This is a genomic window from Alkalinema pantanalense CENA528 (genome assembly GCF_050753345.1).
Taxonomy (GTDB): domain Bacteria; phylum Cyanobacteriota; class Cyanobacteriia; order Leptolyngbyales; family Leptolyngbyaceae; genus Alkalinema; species Alkalinema pantanalense.
Genome location: NZ_JBLZFX010000006.1, coordinates 22,647 through 46,396 on the forward strand (window position 1 = coordinate 22,647; position 23,750 = coordinate 46,396).

Below are 23,750 nucleotides of genomic sequence, written 5' to 3' on the forward strand. Positions count from 1 at the left end.
TTAGCACATCCCTAAGCATCCATCGTTGTCACAAAAATACCCCAACTCCACACTCTGTTTGAGAGCTGATCAAGGCAGGGGTTGGACGGAGAAATTCTATCCGTGAATGTAATTCATTAAGCGTGACGTTCAACAGCTGCTGCCGTCCTCTATCAAGTGTCTATTTGAGATTGAGACGCTTGATTTCTGCATTAATCCGTTCTCGCATGTCGCTATTTCCCGCTTGTCGCTGGAAGCCGTTAAACTCCTCAGGTTTGAGTTGATATTTCTTGACGGTTTCTCCAGCAAAGCGGTTAAAGTTATTACAAATTCCTTGAACAGCTTCTCGAATCCCTCCTGGAATTTGTTCCAAGCCGCTGGAATGACAGACATTATTGGGCACATTGCCATCGGTTAGCTCTTTCACCTTACCAATCAAAGCCCGCCGCTGCTTTTCAATTTCAAACGCAGCCCGAACATAGCGGGTAAAGGACGATTCTTCTGCCCTTGCCCCCTGGGTTCCAACCAGACCGGTTCCAACCAAAACCGAGGAAGGGGTTCCGAGGGGAACGATCGGAGCCCAACTTGCTAGCAGGGTTAAGGACGATACAGTCCCGACCCACAGCGATCGAGCGAGCCAGCGACGAAACTGAGTTGGCTGGATTGGACAATCACTCACTGGTAAATGGGCGTCTGGTAAATGGGATGGAAGCATTGTCTTGGGGGAGAACAGCAGGTTGATCATGGCAAAGTGTGACATTTGAGAAACTTGCACACAACAGAGGATTTATTTTCTAGATTCATTCTATGCGGGATAAGTTCCCTGACCTGTCACAGATTCTTGAAACCTCAGCAAGCCAGCTAGAAGATATGTGGAAGACACAGGGCGAGTCATCAAGTAACTCATTCGGCAGGTCTAGTGAGGAAGCAGCGTACCAATAACATCCCCCATGGAGGGTCAGAGGGGGAGGGTCAGAGGGGCGAGGGGAGGTTATTTCTGGGCAAGTCCCTTAAGTAGACAAACAACTAGTAGTTAGGAGAATAGTTAGGAGAACAAAAAGGTTGCCAGCCATTGCAGTGAATGACATTTCAATAAAAATTTAGCCCAGAAGGAAAACTCTGTGAGTCAGGAATTCGTCTAACCTCGAAATAATTCGCACAGTTCGATCACCTTGGTTTGAAGAACTACCATTTCATCCGCCCCCCGTTTCAGACCAAATTCTAATTCCATACAGAGCGGAAGCGCCCTTTCCCAAGCTTGTAGCGGTGTACTCACCACTTCCTGGCGGAGAAAGTAGAGTTGCTTGGGATTACCAATCTCAGCAGCTTGAGCGATCGTGCGATCGTCCCGTTCTCCAGACTCCAGCATGAGCTTGATCCAAAGGCGCTGGCGAAATTGGCCAATCAGTGTCGAAACAATTCGGAGCCCTGGTTCATTCTGACGCAGGAGATCCGCAACCAGTTCCAACGCAGTTGTAGTTTGTCCCTGCCGAATCGCTGCAAACAGTTTGAGGCTATTTTGATTGGAAGCCGTAACAATGGGCGCGATCGTATCGACATCGAGCGGTTGCTGAGTCGTTCCGGCTAAGAGTTGAATTTTTTCCAATTCACTGTGCAATTGCCGGGTCTGATTACCGACGGCTTCCACTAAATAATCCACCGCTGCACTGGTTAGCTTGAGATTCAGCTCTTGGGCAAGTTTACGGAGTTGTTGCACCAATTGATCGGTTTTCCAAGGAGGAATGGGCGAAAATTCTTGAATCTCAGCATATTTCTGTAAGAGCTTGGTAGATTTGAGACGACCATCGGGCTTACTTGCACTGGTCAGCAACAAGGTTGTGGTTGCAGGAATTGCTGGTAAAGTCCGCTCTAACTCTGCTAATAGGTCGTCTGCACACCGCTGAGCAATGGAAGTCTCCACAAGCCAGACGAAACGATTGCCCAAGCCAAAGGGAGGCGTCATGGCCTGATTGAGAGCCTGAACAATACCATCCGGTTGATCCGGGCCAATTTTGTCGAAGTTAAAACTTGCCCAATCCGGATCCAGGGTGTTTGCTTGTAGGGTTTTGACCGCACGATCGCGGGCAAAGGAATCTTCTCCCCAGAAGAAATAAACGGGCATAGCGTCCTATAACATCTTGCTTACTTGCAATATTCTTGCACTGCGTTTACTTAAACTACGTTTACTTAAACTACGGTAGAAGTGTTCTGTTCCAAAGGGGCATTCTAACGCCTGTCCTTGGATGAGATCTCACCTTGGATGAGATATTACGTTGATCCCTGACTTGATCCCCAATCAAAAATATGCTGTCAAAGAGCTTTTTTAGATTGGTGAAAATTCCCTAGGTGAAGCGTCACTGATCCCGTTAGATTAAGGATAAATCTTCATTTTGTAATTGAGGCGATCGCTCTTGGACGAGACCTATCAAATTTATCTCAACCGACTGATGCGGATGACGCTGCCGGAAACCTATCGCTCCCAGGTGCAAAATATTCAGCAGTCACCAAAATTTGAGCGAAGTCAACCAGGCGATTGGCAGCCCAGCCCATTTCCAGGGTATACCGTTATTACGCCCCCTGGCCCTGAAGACAGTGCTAATCCTTCTCTGTATGAGCGTCTCACTGACTATCAACATCAGTTAGTCAAAACGTTGGGGCCCGATGTGTTTATTCCCATTGCACCCGAGAGTTTTCATTTAACCATTGCAGACATTATCTGGGAAAGCGCCTATCGCCATGCCACCGAGGATCCGGAGTTTGACGGTAAGTTACGATCGGGAATTGCGCAAAGTTTTGAGCAAAGCACCCATCTAACCAGTGGCCAGCCGATTCCCTTTCGGGTGGCCGGACTCATTGTCATGACCCGTGCTATTGGTCTTGCCCTCGCAGCTACCGATGAAGTAGGGTACAACCAAATTTTGGAGTTGCGACGAGCAATCTATCAAAATCCCAACCTGATTGCGATCGGGATTGAGCAGCAGTACCACTTCACCCCCCACATTACGTTGGGGTATTTGGGAGATGTCTCCCAAATTGATCGGGAGACTATGGCCGAAACCTGCGATCAACTCAATCAACCTTGGTTAGAGGCTACGGACGCGACATTTTGGGTAAAGCAGGCCGAACTGCGCCACTTTCCCAATATGATGAACTATCACCGAGAAGCAGATTGGCCGGTGTTTCAGTTCTAAACGTTTATGCCCCTACCCATGCATCCCATCATGGCGCAGAGCTTTGCGGTGATTGATCAAGAAATTGGGGATCACCGCTTTTCTTCGTCAGAGTATGCCATCATGCGTCGTGTGATTCACAGCACGGCGGATTTTGAGTTTAAAGAATTGCTTCAGTTTAGCCCCGGTAGCATTGCAAAGGCGATCTCAGCCTTGCAGCAACGGGTTCCGATCGTAGTTGACGTGGGCATGGTGCGCCAAGGCATCGTCAACCTAGTACAGCAAACCTTTCAAAATCCTGTGATCGTAGCTGTAGAACAGGCCACAGAAGCGGAACCTGGTCGCACTCGGACAGAAACAGGATTACTGCAATGCCTAGCCCAGTATCCCCAAGCGATTTATGTAATCGGCAATGCTCCCACCGCGTTGTTGGCTCTCTGTCACTGGGCGGGAGAGCGATCCCTTTCTAGCCCCGCCTTCCCCGGCCCCGCACTAGTCATAGGTGCACCGGTGGGGTTCATTGCAGTCAAGGAGTCTAAACAGGCGCTGGCGGAGAGCAACCTACCGCAAATCCGCATTACAGACCGCAAAGGGGGATCTCCGGCAGCCGCTGCAATTCTCAATGCCCTTTTGGTTCTGGCTTGGGATGATTGGGAACAACAACCCTTGCGATCACACCCTGTAGCTGATTTAGCCACCAGACAATCACTAACCACCGGGAGAGACTGAAACAAATTGCACCATGGAATTTGAGTACGCTTCGTCCTTGGGGTTAGAAAGTTATCAATCTGTGAATGATGAATCGGTAAGCCATCAATCTATGATTCATGTCGTTGGAATCGGCCTGGATGGCATTCAGGGGCTGACTAATGAAGTTCGATCGCTGATCGATCGGGCTGAGCTACTGGTAGGCAGTAATCGGCATTTAAGCTATTTCCCAAATTTTGTGGGCGATCGCATTGTACTGGGCAGTTTTGCTCAAGCGTTTGAGCGAATTCAGCAAAAACAAATTGAGCAAAAACAAATTGAGCAAAAACAAATTGAGCAAAAACAAATTGAGCAAAGGCCAGAAGTTTGCCTTGCGCCCAGCATCGTGATCCTAACTTCGGGGGATCCGCTATTTTTTGGTTTAGGAAGATTGCTATTAGAAATATTTCCGCCGGAACAGATCACCTTCCATCCCCATCTCAGTTCCATCCAGCTTGCCTTTAGTCGAATCAAGTTACCGTGGCAGGACGCACGAGTCGTGAGTGCCCATGGTCGATCTCTGGACAAGCTGATTCCCGTTCTTCAGCAAGGGTCTGCAAAGGTCGCGGTGTTGACGGATAATCAAAATACACCCGCAGCGATCGCCCGTCTGGTGCTGTCTTTGCAGTTACCGACCCGCTATGGGCTGTGGATTTGCGAAAACTTAGGTGGCGAGATGGAGCAAGTCCGATCCTTTCAGGATTTAACCACTGTGCCAGATCTCGTCTCTCCCCTAAATGTCGTAATTTTGCAGCGCCAAGAGCCTGACTTTACTCCCATCGATCGATCATTACCGCTGTTCGGCCTGCAAGACTCTGACTTTTTGAGCTTTCCCGATCGACCGGGACTCATGACCAAGCGGGAAGTGCGTATCCAAGTGTTAGCAGAACTTGATTTACAACCGAGGCAGGTACTTTGGGACATTGGTGCCGGAACGGGATCCGTCGCGGTGGAAATGGCTCGTCTGGTGCCCGATGCCCAGGTGTACGCGATCGAAAAAACGGATGCTGGAATTGCACTGATTCAAAAAAATGCCCAACGGTTGGCAACTCCGAACGTGCAGACGATCTCGGGTGAGGCCCCTGATGTTCTTAAATCTCTTCCCGATCCCGATCGGATTTTTATTGGCGGGAGCGGCGGAAATTTAGAGATCTTGCTGGAAGTTGGCCTACAACGGCTGAATGCCCAGGGAGTCCTAGTACTGGCGATCGCAACCCTTGAGCACCAATTTCAGACACTTCAATATCTCAAGGAAAGGAATCGCCAAGAAAAATCGAGCTGGAGCTATCATTTACTCCAACTCAACTTCTCCCGTGCTACAGAAATTGCCCACCTGACCCGTTGGACTCCCTTAAATCCAGTCACACTCATAACGGTTCAACGTCAGTCGTAGGATCGAGCATCAGTTAGATCGATCCCATGTTGTCCTCAAACTTTCTAGAATGGAACCTCAACTAGAACAGAACTGCAAAGATCGGCAAGCTAAGTTGCTTCATCCTCATCTTCAAACGCTTCGTCTTTATCGACTTGAATCAAGTGAATGTGCTTATAGCCGAGTTTAATCAAAAATTGATCGCCAGGGTTAAGACCCATTTCTTGGGTATACACCGTGCCAATAATAATCTGACCATTTTTATGCACAGTCACACGGTAAGAGGCTTCTCGCCCTCGGTTATCCTTGCCACCAGCAGAATCTAAAGCTAGACCTTGCGCGGTCAAAAGCGCATCATAAAACTCGGTCAAATTAACCCGAGCTTTCTTATTCTTACTAACGGTATAGTAACCACAGCGCATCGCCTTTTCTCGGCGAGAACAATGGGCTAGATCTTTGACTTTTTGAAGTAAAGCCTTACCTGTAAGAGGAGCAGTTGCTGTCTCAGTCATTCGCTAGAAAGTATTCCTAATTGTTCTTACTTAGCCTAATAAAATATATCGCTAAAGTTTACCCCTTGAACACACTTCTTGAGAAGTAGTCTATAGATCATTTTCAAGGTTTTACTGCCCCAATTCCACCGTTCTATAGCAGTTGTAAAGTCTTTATAACTTTCTCCAAAAAATTCTGCAACTTTTAATCAATCCACTGAATCGATCGCGGCGACCAGATCGCGGCGACCAAAGTCAGTCATCAGAAAATATAGTCCTCTGACTGAACAACTCTGACTGAACAGCTTTGAGAAGGATATAATTCCCTACCCCATCGCCCCCCTTGCTCGTAAGTGCCTACCACAGAAGATTCAGGATTTCTAAACACAATAATTCAAATTCTTTGGAAAATCGATATTGGCGTGATTATTCATTCCATTTAGTCTCCCACTTGGCTTGGGGTAGAAATGTTAGAAGTTAAGGCTGAATTACATTGGAAATAAAGACACGTTCTCCATATTTTCTCCACAACTGATTACAGATAGGATGATTGAAGGCTTGATTACTTGTGATTACTTTTGATGACCTAGGGCTAGGCTGCGGCAAAGTGATACATTTTATATATTCTTGGTAGATAAATCATTGATTTAGTAGGAAATCTAGTAAAATTATCAAGGTTGATCCAGGCTATTGAGTAAAATTAGCCCTAATTTTTCTATTGCTAATGATTTTCTGAGTAGATTTTTTTCACCATTTACAACAACGCAGAAGTTCAATCAAGAATCAGGTGAATAATTCGAATGAGTGATTGAGATCGAAATCAGTAGGGGCTACCTACCTCAATTGAGGTCTGAAGTGAAGTCCTATAAATGGGAGCCCAATCGTTCCCTGGACATTAATTTACTAAAATTTAATGATGAGCGATCGCTAGGAAAACTAAAAAGCTCAGTATGATGGAAGACAAGGTCGGATCATCTTCCACGGGATCCAACTGGCCCTAAGGTATCTCTTCGGCAGCCATCCCTTTTACCTTGTAAATCTAATCACGGTTGAGCTAACCACTTTTTCGATAAGTCTTTTAGGTTGTTTTTTTAGGTTACATCTTTCTAGTTTGGTGTCCTCTTGGCTATGCAAGTTAACTTTCAAATTGTCCGGCAAGCCCCCAACGAAACGCCTCGCGTTCAAACCTACTCCATTGAAACGGAGTCGGGAACGACCATTCTAGACTGTTTAAACCGCATCAAATGGGAGCAGGATGGCACCTTGGCCTTTCGTCGTAACTGCCGCAATACCATCTGTGGGAGTTGTGCAATCCGCATTAACGGACGATCGGCGCTGGCCTGCAAAGAACATGTGGGTAGCGAAGTGGCTCGGTTTAGTGACAACTCGACGGACGACATTCCCACCATCACGATCGCGCCCTTAGGGAATATGCCCGTGATCCGCGATTTGGTCGTGGACATGAAAACCTTCTGGGACAATCTAGAGGCGGTGGAACCCTACGTCAGTACAGCAGCGCGGCAGGTACCCGAACGGGAATTCTTGCAATCTCCAGCGGAACGGGAAGAACTCAACCAAGTGGGTAACTGTATTCTCTGTGGAGCTTGCTATTCAGACTGTAACGCTCGAGAAGTCAATCCCAGCTTTGTTGGCCCCCACGCCCTGGCCAAAGCTTACCGGATGGTAGCCGATAGCCGGGATGACCAAACGGAGCAACGGTTGGCGCAGTATAACACGGGGGATGCTGGGGTTTGGGGCTGTACCCGCTGCCAGCAGTGTGACTCTGTCTGTCCAATGGAGGTGGCTCCCCTTCAGCAAATTAGCAAAATTAAGGGTGAAATTTTAGATCGCAACGATGACCAAGCCAGTCGATCGATCCGTCACCGCAAGCAACTGATTGAACTGGTGAAAGAAGGAGGCTGGATCGACGAACGCAAATTTGGCTTAAACGTCGTAGCCAACAAGTTTCGCGATATACCCGGCTTAGTCAGCTTGATGCCCTTGGGTTTGCGGATGCTGGCAAAGGGCAAATTACCCCTAGATTTTCATCCTTCGGAAGGCACCCAAGAGGTGCGATCGTTAATTGAATCTGTCCAAGCCTTTGAAGCAGAATCCCAAGATTAAGCACCACAGGTTAAAATTCTGCAATATTCCATCAAGGATCTCGAACCGATGACTGAAGAGCCGCAAGTAAAAGAAAATTCCCAGCCATCTGGAGAAACCACTAACGCCGAAACGCCTGGATTTGGCTGGACGCAGTATGCCGAGCAGATCAATGGTCGCTTTGCGATGATTGGGTTACTCGGACTAATTCTCTTGGAATTTTTTACCCGTCAGGATTTCTTTAGCTGGATTGGCTGGCGTTAAGTCGGGACTGGGCTGGGACTGGTTTCTTGTCCAGATTGGATTCAAGCGATCTCAATGACTGCTGTCTAATGGTTGCGTTATGGGGGAATGCCTTGCAAAATGGCGTCCCCTGAGTTTTTGATTTTTTGAGTTCTGACAAGTCTTTTATTGGTTGCTCCGTTTTCTATGGTGACTTCCTGGCAATGGCGATCGTATCCGTTGGCCGATCGTACAGGTTCTGATATCTTTTCAGCCCTATTTGTCACAGAGCCGGTGGCAACTCTGCTGGAGAGTCCCTATCCTGCGTCACCAGATTATCCTCAGTTGGGACGATATTCGATCTGCGCGGGAAAACCTCGCCAAGTAGCAGGCCAAGAGCAGCTTTGGACACCCCCTGTAGGGGAAATTTTGCCGTTTCTACGCCAGCGGTTAGCCGATGGCTCAGCTTTAAACCCCCCAGCTTTAAACATCCAAGAGGGGCAACCAACGACGCAAGGCCCCGCCTCGCCCGATCATCTACCCTTTATTGGCGGTTGGTTAGGATGGTTAGGCTATGACTTAGCCTGGGAAATTGAGCAGTTGCCCCATACCAAATCCGATCGACTTCCCTTTCCCGTAGCCTACTGGTATGAGCCGGATTGCTTTGCAGTACTGGATCACGAAGCCCAGATACTTTGGCTAGCAGTCACGGATGATCAGGATTTTGTGCGACTGGAGCAAGCATTAACAGACGCGATCGCACGTGGAAATCAGACAGATGATCGGAACCTATTCCAGAACTCTTCTCCAGCAGCACCTTTGAGATTGCAGACCGATCGTGTTGAATACGAAGCCGCGATCCTGAAAGCCAAAGCTTACATCCAAGCAGGTGATATTTTCCAAGCCAATTTATCCCTGCGGTTTGAAACAGAAACCCAAACCAGCAGTTGGGCCATTTATCAAGCACTACAAACCATTAATCCATCCCCCTTTGCCAGCTATTGGAGAACACCCTATGGCGATGTCATTAGTTGTTCTCCCGAACGCTTAGTCAAACAGATCGATCGCCGAGTAGAAACACGCCCGATCGCCGGAACTCGCCCCCGAGGCATGACGCCAGAAATCGATCGAGCATTAGCCGCAGAACTTCGATCGAATGCTAAAGAGCAGGCCGAGCACATCATGTTGGTTGATCTAGAGCGGAATGATTTAGGTCGGGTTTGCGAATGGGGGACTGTACAGGTTGATGAATTACTTGTGATTGAGCGATACAGTCATGTCATGCATTTGGTGAGTAACGTTATCGGAACCCTACGATCGAACGTGGATAGTGTCGATGTGATTCAAGCTCTCTTTCCCGGTGGCACGATTACCGGGTGTCCCAAGGTGCGTTGCATGGAAATTATTGAAGAACTAGAACCCGTGCGCCGTAGCTTATTTTATGGTTCCTGTGGGTATTTGGATGGGCGAGGAAATTTGGATTTAAATATTCTGATCCGCACATTACTTTATGCACCCCAAGATGCTTCTAAAAAAGACATATCTCAACAGTTAAAGGATAATGCACTACAGACCATAGAACCCCACGTTGCAACGGTTTGGGGGCAAGTGGGAGCAGGAATTGTAGCGGATAGTGATCCTGAGCGAGAGTGGTATGAGTCGTTACAGAAAGCGAAAGCTCAGTTAGCGGCACTAGATTTGCATTAATATCCGTTCGATAGGCGCGTGATGCCAACCGATCGTCTGCTCATCAATATCAACAAAAAACAGGTGGACGATCGCTGACCTCGATTCATCGCGATCCATCGCCCACCTGAAACTTATGTTTTATTGTTTTGCTAGAAATCTTACTGGAAACGCTGATTAAGCCTCGAAGTGGGGATAGACTTCCTGCTCAAACAACTCCCGCACAATTTCCGGTTGGTCTTGTAGCAACGGATCATAGTCCGATCGTACCGGGATGCTATAACTGGCTGTGCGAGGTGCAATCTCAGGAATCCAAGTCGTATGAATGGTTAATCCAAACAAGCTCTTACCTTCCGAATCGCCCAGCTTACACACAGGCCCTTGGGCTAGGTTTTTCGCATCAAACACCCATAGTTGACTGTTTAATTGCCCCTCAGCCCCATCAAAAATCACGCCACAGATCAAATAGCCATCCGTGGGATCTTGGCTGTTGGCATCACGAGGCACAAACTGCGGCGAGTTACCAAAGTAGCCTGCGGGGAATGCATACTTATCCACGATCGCCATGGACTGGGTATCTAAGCGACAGAGACTCGCGGGTTGCCCCTTACTGGCGTACTGCAACACCTCCTGCAACGGCAGTTGGCGATACTTGTATTTCTTGTAGAGGTTGGCAATGAACTCCGTCATTAATTCATCCCAACAACCCCAGGCGTTCCAGTAAATCGTTTGGTAACGTTCCGGTGCAGTCAGCGTGCCATTGTCCGCATAGAGCGCAGGGGCCCAAGTGCAGGTCGGATCGCTGACTCGTTTTTCCTCCGTGATTTTCCAATTTTTGGGATTAATCGTATACCGTCCCAAATAGTTTAAATCCGTGGTTGTAACGGTCATCCCAACTAAACGATCGATACGATCGTCCACGTGAGCCGGATTAGGCGGTGAGGGAACAAAATTATCATAGGCTTGGGGCCATTCCGAAGGATCCCAGGCATTATTATGGGCAACATGCAGCACAATGCCATTGGAATCATCATAGTCCACCCGGAAGTGGGCGATTTCCCGTTTAATCTTCACCTGATGGGCAACGACTTTATCCTTGCTGGGATCTAAATCCGATCTCCGTACAATATACACATTGGTATCGGGAAATTGCGCGTAATTCAACACTTCACGAATCACTCGCTCCGTTTGAGTATTCCCCGGCAAGGGATTGGGAATTAACTGCTCTGGCCCCAACTTAAAGGACGTATCCATCAACACAATGTGATCACGAGTCACGGCCACTTGGTGCATGCTTTGCTCAATTTGAACAGGCAACCCAGTCGGTAATACAACCTTCCACGCTTTCAGTTCGCCTTCACCATCCCACCGCATTAACCGAACAAAATCCTCCCCCCCAAAGCCAAAAACATGCAAGATTAAACTAACGAACTGCAACACCTGCATCATCAGCCAGAAGGCAATTTTGCCCAGAAATTCCAGGAAAGGATTACCTCGAGTGAGCGATCGAAAGATTTGGATGACCAGCGGAGAAACCATCGTCAACAGCGATTTACCCCAGTTGACCGTCCAGAGTTCCTGAGTATGGTCATCATAGGCATGGTGCGTTGCCGTCGTCACCAACCGAAATGGGCCGTATTTGAAGGGTAACTTTTGTTCGCGCCATTCTTGATTAGAACCCACCGGAGTCACAACTTTTAAGGAAACCGGATCAATTTCGTAGGGTCGTCCCGCATCCCAGGACGCTAACAATCGCCAATGGGAATCGCCCGCAAATTTGACCGGAATACAAGCGGTGTTAATTTCATCCCGGAAACCCAGCATGAAGGAAAAACGAGCCAATCCACTGCTGAAAAACTTCAGATCTGCATAGCGAGTTCCCGGACGGCTAGCCGCATCTGCATAGTAGCAAGGCGTTTTAAGGATGCGACTAGTGTAGCGGATCCCCTCAGGTCGGCAGTCAAAACGGCGCACCATCCCATCGCCATTAAACAAGGAGGTGCCGTCTGCCGAAGGGTATAAAGGCTTTCCGGCCTGTTCTTGCATATCCAGGCTCCCCGCAGGACCCATGAAAATTACATGGCCTGTGAGATCGGTCGGGAGCGTTCCCTCTAGAACTTGCAAGGGACGATCGGTGACTTCTGCGCGGCTGGTAATCATCCCAGCTTCAGGAAACCGAATTGTGCCTGAAGTCGTCTCTAATTTATCTGTTTCTAGCTGATCTAATTTAGAAATCTCATCTGTAGAGAGCACAAGATTGGAAGGCGTAGACACAGGATAACGAGTGGTCATCAGAGCCTCATTAAAATGAATAGGAAAATATGTGCGAAACCATTGCAGTTCCTGCATTGAGGAACTGGCTACAAAACTCGTGATGCACCCTATTTAGCAATCGCTGTGAAAAATCGCTGTGAAAATCTCGGGAAGATTTAGCTTCAGAGTTCCCCAGCAAGCTGTCGATCGCGCACTGTCTCAAAGCGCCGTTGCATACAGTCTTTGAGGTAATGCCGAACCACCAAATCCGACGGGTTTTGCATGAGACATTGAACAAACTCATGCATCGCTTTAGCCAGATCACCCGATTCATACAGCAAAATAGCCTGATTAAATTGGTCAGAAATGGCTAACTTTGCCTCTAAAAGAGGGTCGGGATCAGCGTCAAATACTTCATAGACTGTAATGACTTCCGATTTGCCTTTCACTCTAACGCGATCGACTTTACGAATGTGATATTGAGCCGGGTCGTTTAATTTTTGTAATGTTTGTTCTGTAATCAACAGGTTCACACCATAAGTCTTAGTCAGCCCTTCAATGCGAGAAGCTAAATTAACCGCATCACTAATCACTGTACTGTCCATGCGATTGTAACCACCAACGGTTCCTAGCATGAGCAAGCCCGTGTTAATGCCAACTCCAATTTGGATCGAAGATTTTCCGGATTGATTTCGAATTTTGTTGAAGCGATCGAGGGCTCGTAGCATCATAATCCCCGCCCGCACAGCATCATCCGCCGATCGGCCAAATAACGCCATAATGGCATCACCAATATATTTATCAATAAAGCCGTGGTGATCGATAATGACCGGCTCCATTTGACTGAGGTAGTCATTAATGAATTGAAAGTTCTCCTCTGGTGTCATTTGTTCCGAGAGGGCCGTAAACGATCTAATATCTGAAAATAGGACAGACATTTCCAACTGTTTTTGATCGCCCAACTGCACATCGACCACACTTTCTTTATTGAGAAACTGCAAAAATTGGCGGGGCACAAATCGAGAATAGGCATTATTCAGTTCGGTCAAATTAGTGTATAGGCGCGCATTTTCGATCGCAATGGCAGCTTGGGAGGATAACACATTCAGTAGGGCTAACCGATCGGGGGTAAAGGCTCCAACAGTCAGATTATTTTCCAGATAAACATAACCACTCACGCGCCCTTGGTTGACCAGTGGAGCACAGAGCACCGATTTGGGATGCTGGTGTTGGATGTAGGGATCTTGTTGAAAGCGTCGATCGTCGCTGGCATCGGAGAGCACCATACTTTCACCAGTCCGAGCCACATAATTAACGATCGCGGTTGAGAGACTCACCGATTGCTCTACCGGAATGCCTCGCAGAACTGTAATTTGCTCATGATTAAGGGAACCCTCTGCTTCTATATAGAGTTTCCCTTTTGACTCTAAAATCAAATAGCCAATTTGGGCTCCCATGTTTTCAATCAGAATTTGCATGAGCTTAGACAACAGTTTGTCTAAAACAATTTCCTCCGTCATGACCTGTGCTGCTTTCACAACGGTATCTAAATCCAGAAAATTGCCCCGATCGGTGGTGGATAAAGTCCCCTGGGACAGCGTCATAGTATTGCTAATTGTATTAATCGTGGTTGTTCTAACTTGGGTCACTATTCCAGCAGGTTCCAAACAGTCTTTATAGGTCGCTCTTAGCCATTCAACTTTGGCGATCGCGCCCCAAGATTGGTAGTCAGCGCAAGCTTTCTCTAAGTAAACCTGAGCCGGGATGGGTTGATTCAGGTGTAGGTAAAACCGTCCAGCCAGTTCATTAGCCAGCGCGGCTTCCTGACAATAGCCATGGTCATAGGCAAGGGCGATCGCCTGTTCATAGTGGTGCATGGCTTGAATGGGATTTCCCAGCACGCGCTGCCGTTCCGCTTCTACCAAATGGAATTTATGGAGACAACTGTTCGGATTATGTCTAGCCCATTCCTTTAACTTTTTCTGATTAGCATTCACTACTTTTAATAACTGCTTTTGCTGCTTTTTAGAAGATTGGGGATAGCAAAATAAATACGTTAAGGATTCGTAGAAATTCAGAATTGAAATAACAGGAGAAGAAACAGCTGAATCTGCAAATTTCTTTGTTAAACGAATCGATTCGATCGCCGTATCCCATTGTCTAAAATGAAATGCCAGCATTGCCTGATAGAAATAGGCTTGGAAAATGATCGTGCGATCGTTAGCCGCTTCATGCAAGGGTTGCATATCTAGTAAGTTGTAGAACTCCCCCTGTAATAAATGTGGGTGTTCCGAAGGCTGTAAGAAATTTTGCACCACTTGCAACGTTGCACGAATCCAGCGCCCTGTAGCCACTTGATTCAGTTGATCGATCGTCTCCGTGCTAGTCTTCAGTTCTTGCATCAAATCAATCAAGGTATCCCGACCCGACAAAAACTTGAGATTGCATCGGCTAAACAGGAAATAAGCTGCATACTCCAGATTCCCAACCGCTAGGGCATTTTGGTATCCTTCTGTGAATTCAGGCATGAGGGAATATAAGGGATCTTGCCAGTGGCGAATTAGGAAATTGAACACAAATTGCGTCATCACATAGGAGCTGCTTAGCTGACGCTTCTTGGCCAAATCCATCCCTAATTTGCCAAACTTATACCCCTCTGGGATTTTGCCTAGAATGCCACACAGAACCAAGCCATAGGTGGCATAGTTCCCACTGGAATTGGTATGGGTTCCATGGTTCAAAGCAATTTGAATAGCTTTGAACATCTGAATGGATGTAAATTCGGGGTAAGCAAAATAGGATGCTGCCCCGACTCGTCCCATTAGACTCAACATCATATCCATTTTTGGATCTTGCATCTCCGGCAGTTCTAGCAGCATTTGTGGCGTTTTCCGCGCTAGTTTGGCTTGAGTTATCAACATTTGCCAAATGACATGGCCCTGATTCGGCTTTTTCGGCAACCGTAACCCCATTTGACGTAACACCCGATGGGCCATTTGGATGGCCTGAAGGGGCTGGTTTTGCATGATGGCAGCTTGGATGCAAATCGTTTGGATTTCTGCCTGTTTCCACACGTCTTGCTCTTGGCTCAATGCGATCGCGGCCAATTGATTCATACGATCGAATTGCGAACAAATACAGCAAGCTTCTGCTGTTTCACGATGAACCTGCCAAGCCAAATCAAATTGATCTTGCCAATCCTGATCACAACATAATTCCAATGCTGTTTCAAAATATTGGAGTGCTGGCTCGTAGGCTGCTGAATTTTTAGCTTTAATGCCAGCTTCTACATTGAGTTGAATCAATTGTTGGCGTTGGGATTCACTGGTCAACAACGATCGACCCAAATTCAAATGATTCAGCAATTCAAATAACTTTTGTTCCTGTTGTTCTTGGGTTGTTTGCACCAATAACAACTGTCCAATTTGCCAATGTATCCGTTGCTTATCCGGTTCTGGAATTAATCCATAGGCCGCTTGCTGAATACGATCGTGAACAAACCGATAACGCAATTGCCCCTCAAAAACGCTAGTCAGAGATTCATCCTCTAGGGTTTCAGGGTGAACGGGTCGGTCGATCGCGTAGAGCAATTCCACAGAAATGGCATCCCATAGATCCTGTAAAGTCTGCTTGCAGGATTGGTGCATGACGATCGCCAAGCTGTTCAGATCAAATTGCGCCCCAATGCAAGCAGCCATCTGCAACGCTTTTTGAGTCCTGGATGGCAGTTGCTGAATCCGTTGTGTCATCAGCTCTACCACATTGTCCGTGATGCCACAATTTTGAATCTGGGTACAATCCCACTCCCACTTCCCTTGACGAGTATCAAAATCAATCAGTTTTTGGGTATACAACGTCTTGAGAAATTCATTTAAGAAGAAAGGGTTGCCTTCTGTCTTTTGTAAGACGAGTTGAGCTAAGTCTTGGACAGCTTCGATCGAAGTTTTAACCGTATCAGCAATCAACTGCTGAACATCTTCTAGACAGAGCGGCTTCAGAACAATTCGGGAGATCTGGCCTTGCGCTTTCTGGATTTCCTCGATCGCTAACTGCAACGGATGATTAGCATTTACTTCATTGCTACGATAGGCTCCAATTAGCAGCAAATTCTGCTGATCGTCGCCCACCATCAACCGTTGAATCAACTTCAACGAGGCACTATCAGCCCACTGCAAATCATCTAAAAATAAAACTAAAGGATGTTCTACTTGGGCAAAGACCTGAATGAAATTCTGAAACACTAAATTAAAACGGTTTTGTGCTTCAGCAGGTTCCAAATCGACCAAGGGTGGCTGGGAGCCAACGATCAGCTCAACTTCTGGAATCACATCCACAATCACTTGGCCATTTTGGCCTAAAGCCGTTTGTAACCGCGATCGCCAAGCTTGTAATTCTGCTTCTGTTTCGCTGAGTAGTTCCTGAATCAAACTGGACAAAGCAGTCATAAATCCCCTGTAGGGGATGTTGCGCTGTACTTGGTCAAATTTCCCCGAAATTAAATATCCCCGCCGCTGAGTTAGGGGTTTATAGACTTCCTGCACTAGGGCCGATTTGCCGATGCCAGAAAAACCTGTGACTAAAACCAGTTCACTAACGCCTGTTTGACCAGCTACGCGAGTCTCCACTGGAGATGCGACACGATCGAAAGCTGCCAGTAATTGCTGAATATCGCCATCCCGACCGTAGAGCTTTTGGGGAATTTGAAACTGGCTCGAAACATCCTGCTGTCCCAGTGAAAAAGCAACGATCGTCCGATTTTTTTGCCATTGCTGCCAACAGGTTTCCAAATCCGCTTGGATCCCCCAAGCACTTTGATAGCGATCCTCAGCAGTTTTAGCCATCAACTTGCCCACGATCGCTGATAGCATAGGCGGAACGGCCACATTCAGCTCATGCACAGGCAGAGGCAATCGGGCTAGATGGCAATGAACCAGTTCTAAGGCATCTTTAGCCTCAAAGGGAAACTGCCGAGTCAGCAAGCGATAGAACGTCGCCCCCAAGGAATAAAAATCGGTGCGATAGTCTACCTGGCGATTCATCCGCCCAGTCTGTTCTGGGGAGAGGTAGGCCAGGGTGCCCTCCAGTCCGTTGGGATTTTTAATCGCTGGATTTTCCCGAGTCAGCAGCGTTGCAATCCCGAAGTCAATGAGCTTAACAACTTGGGTTTGAGGATGAATCAGGATATTGGAAGGGTTAATGTCCTTGTGGATGACTTGAGCCGCATGGACTTCTCCCAGAATTTGGGCAATGGCGATCGCGATCGGGAAAAACTGCTCCAAACTCAGCGGTTGCTGAACCAGAAAGTCTTCGAGGGACTGTCCACCAAAATCTTCACAAACAATGACGGGAACTTGTTGGTGGAGACTCCAGTCATACACTTGAATCACCCCTTCGATCGGGGTAAGGAATTGCAGTAGATCGTATTCCTGGCGATAGCGCGATTGTTCAAACGGATCGCGAGACTTGAGCTGTAAGGCTTTGAGAATGACTGGATAGCCATCCGCTAATCGGCACCCCCGAAATACGGTGGAGTTCGCTCCCACATAAAGTGGATCAAGGACTTGATAACCAGGAAGCTGGAGCATAAAGATCTCTGGGGCATTGCACCTACAAAAACAAATCTGCTAAATCCGTAGAACCACCCATTTCAGAGTGCCCTTGGAAGCAGTTCAACTACCAAGCCTTCGTTCAAACATTCTGACCAGAGGAGCTCTCTGACCAGATTTGAGAGTATAGAGCTACAAAGCTTTACGAATGGAAAAGCTTGCCTATCCAAAGACTTATTTCCTTAGATCTAATCTGGAAGAAATTCTCCGGAAAATTACCACCTTGGTGGTGGCCAATCTTAGATTAAAAGAAGAAATTCCTGGAGCAGATAGACCAAGGAGAAAACCATGGGTCGGCAATGGGTAGAACTCGCAACCATGACAGTTCTTTTGGTCTCTACGCCGATCGTTCTGTCCTTTCCGGGTACAGCACTGGCTCAAATTCAAACCACTCCTCGTACCAATCCTCAAACCTCCCATCCAGACCTGCAAGCGGCGGCCAACGCCTTCCAAGCAGGCAATCTTGATCTCGCTCTGCACCACTACCAAAGAGCCCTGAAGGACTTTCGTCAACAAAAGGATACGCCAAGTATTGCGCAAACACTTTGGAATATCGGTCAAGTTTATCACCAGCAGGAAAAATATCAAGCTGCGATCACAGTTCTACAAGAAGCTCGACAGTTATTGCCTAAGGGCACAAATTCGTTGCAAGGAATCACCGCAAGTTTACGGATTGCCTACAGTGGCTTCGGGAGTCAATTGCAACAACAGCGACAGTTCGATCGCGCCACCACGGCCTACCAAACCGCATTAGAATTAGCACAATCTATATCGGATCCAGATGGGCAGGGACTCTCTCTGTTAGCCTTGGCCAATCTCTGGCGGGAGCAACAGCAGTTCCGCCAAGCCATTCCCCTCCTAAAACAGGCGTTAACGGTATTGCCAGACAAGAGCGACCTGCGATCGATTGTGCTGATCACGGTAGGGAGAACCTACGATGATTTATCAGAAACAGCCCTCGCGATCGACACCTATCAACAAGCTCTGACATTGGCACAACAGATGGGCGATCGCCAACAAATTGCCGCCATTCTCAATAACCTAGGAACACTACAAAATCGCCAAGGCAACCATACCCAAGCGATCGCGCGCTATCTTCAAGGCTTACAAACCGCCCAAGAAATGCAAACGCGCTACGGGGAAGCCATCACATCTAGGAACTTAGCGCGGAGTTGCGAAGCGGCCAAAGTCGGCGAAAACTCTTCGCTTTATCGGTTTATGCGCCAGTTCTGTGGAGTGCAACAATTGCCGGAAACCGTTTTACTAGAAAGTTTTAACAAACTACGTCTGCAGCTAGTCAACCAAGGCAAAGTTCTGGAAAGTCGATCGTTAAATAATCTAGGCAATAGCCATGTCCGCTTGGGTGATTACCAAACTGCCCGAGGACTGTTCGAACGCAGCCTACTGATCGATCGGGACTTGGGTGACAAAAGTAATGAAGGCACCAGTCTCAATAACCTGGCTAATCTCTACACCAATTTAGGACAGTACCAGCAAGCATTGACCCTGTACCAACAAAGTTTGCAACTCCACCAAACCCTCAACAACCGCAGCCAGATTGCCATCACGCTCAATAACATCGGCCAAGTCTACGATCGTCAGGGGGATTATGACAAAGCGCTGGCAGTCTATCAGCAAGCCCGATATTTGTCCCAAACCCTTAACGATTTAGATAATGAAGCGACGGTTTTGAACAACATCGGCTCAACCCAGCAAACCCTAGGCGATTATCCCAACGCCCGTCAGCAGTATGACCATGCTCTAATGTTGTACGAGGTCAGCGGTAACCGTCCAGGGAAAGCCGTCACCTTAGCCAATTTGGCGGTTTTCTACGCCACGTTAGGCGATTATGCCAAAGCGCTGGATTTTCACCAAAGGGCTTTACTAATTGCCCAGGAAATCGGCGAGAAAAACCTGCAAGCGATCAACTTAGACAACATTGGCCGACTTTACGATGACCAAGCCCAATACGCCAAGGGGTTAACCTATCATCAGCGGGCCTTTGACATTCATCGATCGATCGGTAACCGTCCAGCGGAGTTAGGCACCTTGGTTAGTTTTGGGTTGGCCTATCGCACCCTAGGCCGCTATGCCAAAGCCCAGGAATTTTACGATCGTGCCTTACAAATGGCCCGCGAAATGGGGAGTCCCATCCATGAGGCAGTGGCTCTGAGCGGATTAGGCAGTTTATATTTAGAAGCAGGACAACTCTCCCAAGCAGAAAAAACCCTTCAGCAAGCATTGGCGCTCCATCGCAAATTGGGCAGCCGACGCACGGAAATTGGGACCCTGAAGCAGCTAGGCCGGGTCTATGCCCAGCAAAATCGTCCCCCTGAAGCCTTACAGACATTGCAAGCAGGGCTGATTTTGGCTAAACAACTCAAGTTGCAGCCCGAGGAAACGGAACTCTTGACAGAATTAGGCAAAGTTTCCCTCGATCGTCGGGATTTTAATCCAGCAGAACAGTATCTCAAATCTGCGATCGCCCTTGCCCAAAAACTCGGTAACAACGGTACTGCGGGTAAAGCACTGACTTTACTGGGCGCTGTGCAGATCCAGAAGCAGCAGTCTGCCACTGCCATTCCCCTCCTTACCCAAGCGGCTCAGCTTTGGGAATCTCAACGTCCCGGCCTGATTGATTTCGATCGTGTCTCGCTGTTTGAAACCCAAAAGTTAACCTATGAGTTACTGCAACAAGCACTGATTCTGCAACAGAAGCCCGAAGCAGCCTTAGAAGTGGCAGAACGGGGACGGGCAAGGGCGTTTGTGGAATTGCTGGCCTCTCGGTTAGGGCCGCAAAACCAACAAATTTTAGGCTCCGTGCCTAAGCTTCAGGATATGCGTCAACTAGCTCAGATCCACAAAGCCACGTTAGTACAATATTCCGTCATTGCAAATCAGGAAGTATATATCTGGGTCATCAAGCCCGATGGGACTGTGCGGTTCTATCGCAATTCCGCGACAGAACCGATCGTCACCCTCATTCAAGACAGCCGCGATGAACTGGGCATCAGAGGTCGCGCGAAGATCACCATTACCCAGCAGCCAAATCCCAGTACCCGTAGCTTGGTCAATAATCTGCGCCACCTCCACAATCTGTTAATTGCTCCCATCAGCCAAGACTTACCCAGTAACCCGGAGGATCTAGTCATCTTTGTTCCCCAAGGAGCTTTATTTTTAGTCCCCTTTGCTGCCTTGGAAGATGGACAGGGCGACCCCTTAATCACCCGCCATACGATCGCGACAGTCCCTTCCTTACAAGCGATCGGCCTGACTACACCGAATTCCCGATCGACCAATCTCACAGCACCACTGATTGTGGGTAACCCTAAAATGCCTACCTACAATAACGAGCCTCTAGCGTCGTTGCCCGGTGCTGAGCAGGAAGCGACCCAAATTGCCCAAGTGCTGCAAGGATCAGCGTTGATTGGCAATCAAGCGACTAAAAACACCGTCGTTCAACGGATGCAAACCGCTAGCATCATTCATCTGGCAACCCATGGTTTACTCGATACTCTGCGGGGTGAAGTTCCTGGAGCGATCGCGCTCACACCCTCCGCAGGCAATGACGGATTTTTAACCGCAGGGGAAATCCTGGATTTAAAACTTAAAGCCGATTTAGCTGTTTTGAGCGCCTGCAGCACTGGACGGGGAGACATCACCGGGGATGGCGTGATTGGACTTTCGCGATCGTTATTTATTGCAGGTGTACCCAGTGTGGTGGTGTCATTGTGGAATGTAAAGGATGAAAGTACAGCCTTCCTGATGACAGAGTTTTATAGACGTCTTAAGGTAGACCCATCCCAAAAAGCCCAAGCACTGCGCCAAGCTATGCTAGCAACACGGGAGAAATATTCTCATCCAAGTGATTGGGCTGCATTTAACCTGATAGGCAACGCCAACTGATTCCACAAAGACAAAAAAATTCAAAAAAAGACAAAAAAAAATCGAAGCGGGCCAATCTAGAAAGACAAGCTCGCTTTGAATTGAATTATATTCCTAGAAATACCCCCAGGGGAATTCGAATCCCCGTCGCCTCCGTGAAAGGGAGGTGTCCTAGGCCTCTAGACGATGGGGGCCTAAGTTAGCGCTCTTGCGCTTTCGCGTTATCAACCATAACTCAAAATCTGGAGAGATGCAAGCCCTCAAGACATTTTTTTAGTTCCCACCAACTATCCAAATTCCACCAACTATCCAAATTCCACTAACCGTCTCAGTCCCACCAGTTCTGAATACGGCTCCAACATGCAGCAAATTCGGTGAAACGACACCAGCACCAGCCTGAGAATCAACAAAGAAGCGAAGCCTAATAAGACTTCGCTTCCCACTATATATTTTAATACCCCCAGGGGAATTCGAATCCCCGTCGCCTCCGTGAAAGGGAGGTGTCCTAGGCCTCTAGACGATGGGGGCCTGAACCAGCGCATTGCGCTCACTGTTATTAATCTAAAAGAAAGTTTTTGGTTTGTCAAGACTCGCTTGCTGGAAATTTTCATGGGAAGATCAGAACGGTTAAGTCCTCTTCTTATCACTCGAATTAGTGAATCATGACAGCCCAGGAACTGTCCTGTCCCTTGATCATTGGTCTAATCATAGCGATTAGCCTAGAGGCTAAACCGTGCCTTTGCAGTACTTTGCCTCAGCTGAAATCTGCCCTACAGCCTTCCTCGGGTTGTAGGATCATGGCCTGACTTTGCCCAGGGACATCAACGAGATGGTTGTTTTTCAATCTGGTCACCTTTTCCATAGAAGTTCGTCAATTGAAACTGCATCAGAAGATAGCCAACCTAGAAGAATTGACGAGCCTATTCCACTTCATTCTGATGACGATTGGTCAGCTCTTGTCCGTCAAGGGATTCCAGCGATCGCACCTCGATTCGCTCGTCGATTCTTAATGCCTCGAAATCGGTTTTCTCAGATCTCTCTGCATCCACCCCGTACTGCACGTAATGCCACTGTGAGCTCTCGTTTATCCCCTTGGCTAGTCCCGATCGTTTATCCGCTTGGGCATCGCATCGTTTTACCAGCTTACTTTAGTCACATTGAAGTTTTAGGTCGCGAGCATCTACCAGCATCTGGGCCTGTTATTCTAGCTCCCACCCATCGTTCTCGCTGGGATGCTATTTTAGTGCCCTTTGCAGCAGGTAAACACGTTACCGGCAGGCATCTTCGATTCATGGTAACTGCTGATGAAGTGGCTGGAGTACAAGGATGGTTTATTAAGCGGCTGGGTGGATTTCCGATCGATACAAAGCGACCGGGGATTGCTAGCCTACGCCATGGGATTGAACTTTTAGAATCGGGAGAAATGCTCGTAATTTTCCCAGAGGGCAACATTTTTCGGGAACCCCATATTCATCCCCTTAAGCCCGGTCTCGCACGTCTAGCACTGCAAGCGGAAACCCTGAAGCCTGAGAGCAATATCCACATTGTGCCGATTCATTTGCAGTATAGCGATCCCCAAGTGCCTTGTCGGACGGCAGTGCGCATTGAAATTGGACAGCCGTTATCTGTGAAGTCGTACATAACAGGCCACACAAAACAAGATGCCCGATCTCTGACGGCTGACCTAACGCAATCTCTTCAAAAATTGAACGATCGAGCCTTAGGGTCTACAGCCGAAGCATCCTATACAGCCCCTCAACATTTTTAGCTTCTAGACAGGAAGCCCGATGCCCTACCCGATAGGGTAAGCGTTGGGAGGGGAAACGAGCAAACTCTTAGGCTGCAAACGAGTATGGTGCAATTGACGCACCCGCCCAAGTAGGCGTAGTGTTTCAGGGCTTCCCGCCTTGCGGCTCAAGTCGAATGCCTCTGAACCTGCCACAAGACAGGGCATGTAGGATGAAGGGTTGGGACAGGGCGTAAAAGTTATCTCTTCCCAAACTTTTGGGTTGTACAACTCGCTTCAAATCCTTCTGTGGTGAGGCATCACGAGGAAGTCAAACTAATCTCGTGGAGGTGTCGGATTGCCAAGCCAATAAAACGAGGAACCAAGGATTCGGAATCCCGCACTCTATTGCTTGGCAATGACCATCGGTTAGGCGAGAGACCGGGAGATGTCACGCAATTTGCTTGCTTGTTGGAATGGCCCAAACGGTGCCGGAAAAATTCGCGTCAT

At 47.9% G+C, this 23,750-nt stretch carries 13 protein-coding genes and 2 tRNA genes; 8 read left to right on the top strand and 7 right to left on the bottom strand.

Features of this window, described 5'->3' with window-relative positions:
* Positions 1–160 precede the first annotated feature (160 nt).
* Both ACN4EG_RS03505 and holA read right to left on the bottom strand, forming a co-directional pair.
* The gene (locus tag ACN4EG_RS03505) at positions 161–739 is read right to left on the bottom strand and encodes a DUF4168 domain-containing protein (protein ID WP_431627793.1); all 579 of its coding nucleotides are present in this window, start codon (positions 737–739) and stop codon (positions 161–163) included.
* Between the two features lie 378 nt (positions 740–1,117).
* A complete protein-coding gene (gene holA, locus ACN4EG_RS03510; RefSeq protein WP_431627794.1) occupies positions 1,118–2,101 on the bottom strand; it encodes a DNA polymerase III subunit delta in 984 nt (327 codons plus the stop codon).
* Between the two features lie 289 nt (positions 2,102–2,390).
* Here holA and ACN4EG_RS03515 point away from each other — a divergent pair, with 289 nt between their 5' ends.
* The 3 genes from ACN4EG_RS03515 to cbiE are packed head-to-tail and all read left to right on the top strand — an operon-like array spanning position 2,391 to position 5,289.
* Positions 2,391–3,170, top strand: a complete 780-nt coding sequence (locus ACN4EG_RS03515) for a DUF1868 domain-containing protein (protein WP_431627795.1) — start codon at positions 2,391–2,393, stop codon at positions 3,168–3,170.
* A gap of 6 nt (positions 3,171–3,176) precedes the next feature.
* Positions 3,177–3,878 carry a precorrin-8X methylmutase gene (locus ACN4EG_RS03520; RefSeq protein WP_431627796.1) on the top strand — a complete coding sequence of 234 codons (702 nt, stop codon included), beginning with the start codon at positions 3,177–3,179 and terminating at the stop codon, positions 3,876–3,878.
* Positions 3,879–3,891: 13 nt separating this feature from the next.
* On the top strand, positions 3,892–5,289 hold the full coding sequence (gene cbiE, locus ACN4EG_RS03525) for a precorrin-6y C5,15-methyltransferase (decarboxylating) subunit CbiE (RefSeq protein WP_431627797.1): 1,398 nt from the start codon (positions 3,892–3,894) through the stop codon (positions 5,287–5,289).
* Between the two features lie 89 nt (positions 5,290–5,378).
* Here cbiE and ACN4EG_RS03530 read toward each other — a convergent pair whose 3' ends face one another.
* The gene (locus ACN4EG_RS03530; RefSeq protein WP_431627798.1) at positions 5,379–5,780 is read right to left on the bottom strand and encodes an AbrB family transcriptional regulator; all 402 of its coding nucleotides are present in this window, start codon (positions 5,778–5,780) and stop codon (positions 5,379–5,381) included.
* Between the two features lie 1,107 nt (positions 5,781–6,887).
* Between ACN4EG_RS03530 and ACN4EG_RS03535 the strand changes: the two genes are divergently transcribed.
* The 3 genes from ACN4EG_RS03535 to ACN4EG_RS03545 all read left to right on the top strand — a co-directional run bounded on the left by ACN4EG_RS03535 (position 6,888) and on the right by ACN4EG_RS03545 (position 9,791).
* On the top strand, positions 6,888–7,883 hold the full coding sequence (locus ACN4EG_RS03535) for a succinate dehydrogenase/fumarate reductase iron-sulfur subunit (protein WP_431627799.1): 996 nt from the start codon (positions 6,888–6,890) through the stop codon (positions 7,881–7,883).
* Positions 7,884–7,931: 48 nt separating this feature from the next.
* Entirely contained in the window at positions 7,932–8,126 is a 195-nt protein-coding gene (locus ACN4EG_RS03540; protein WP_431627800.1) for a chlorophyll a/b-binding protein, read from the top strand.
* A 165-nt stretch (positions 8,127–8,291) separates the two neighbouring features.
* On the top strand, positions 8,292–9,791 hold the full coding sequence (locus ACN4EG_RS03545) for an anthranilate synthase component I (protein ID WP_431627801.1): 1,500 nt from the start codon (positions 8,292–8,294) through the stop codon (positions 9,789–9,791).
* Positions 9,792–9,947: 156 nt separating this feature from the next.
* Here ACN4EG_RS03545 and ACN4EG_RS03550 read toward each other — a convergent pair whose 3' ends face one another.
* Positions 9,948–12,062: a carotenoid oxygenase family protein gene (locus ACN4EG_RS03550; RefSeq protein WP_431627802.1), complete on the bottom strand. Its 2,115-nt coding sequence runs from the start codon at positions 12,060–12,062 to the stop codon at positions 9,948–9,950.
* Between the two features lie 143 nt (positions 12,063–12,205).
* The gene (locus ACN4EG_RS03555) at positions 12,206–17,608 is read right to left on the bottom strand and encodes an AAA family ATPase (protein WP_431627803.1); all 5,403 of its coding nucleotides are present in this window, start codon (positions 17,606–17,608) and stop codon (positions 12,206–12,208) included.
* Positions 17,609–17,917: 309 nt separating this feature from the next.
* On the opposite strand from ACN4EG_RS03555, the gene ACN4EG_RS03560 reads away from it, so the two are divergent.
* A complete protein-coding gene (locus ACN4EG_RS03560; RefSeq protein ID WP_431627804.1) occupies positions 17,918–21,535 on the top strand; it encodes a CHAT domain-containing tetratricopeptide repeat protein in 3,618 nt (1,205 codons plus the stop codon).
* A gap of 100 nt (positions 21,536–21,635) precedes the next feature.
* On the opposite strand, the gene ACN4EG_RS03565 is transcribed toward ACN4EG_RS03560, so the two are convergent.
* Together ACN4EG_RS03565 and ACN4EG_RS03570 are read right to left on the bottom strand one after the other, a co-directional pair.
* Positions 21,636–21,708: transfer RNA gene (locus tag ACN4EG_RS03565), tRNA-Glu, on the bottom strand.
* A gap of 261 nt (positions 21,709–21,969) precedes the next feature.
* Positions 21,970–22,042 (bottom strand) — tRNA-Glu (locus ACN4EG_RS03570).
* A gap of 544 nt (positions 22,043–22,586) precedes the next feature.
* Here ACN4EG_RS03570 and ACN4EG_RS03575 point away from each other — a divergent pair.
* Positions 22,587–23,282, top strand: coding sequence for a lysophospholipid acyltransferase family protein (locus ACN4EG_RS03575; RefSeq protein ID WP_431627805.1), 696 nt, complete (start codon positions 22,587–22,589; stop codon positions 23,280–23,282).
* Positions 23,283–23,750 lie beyond the last annotated feature (468 nt).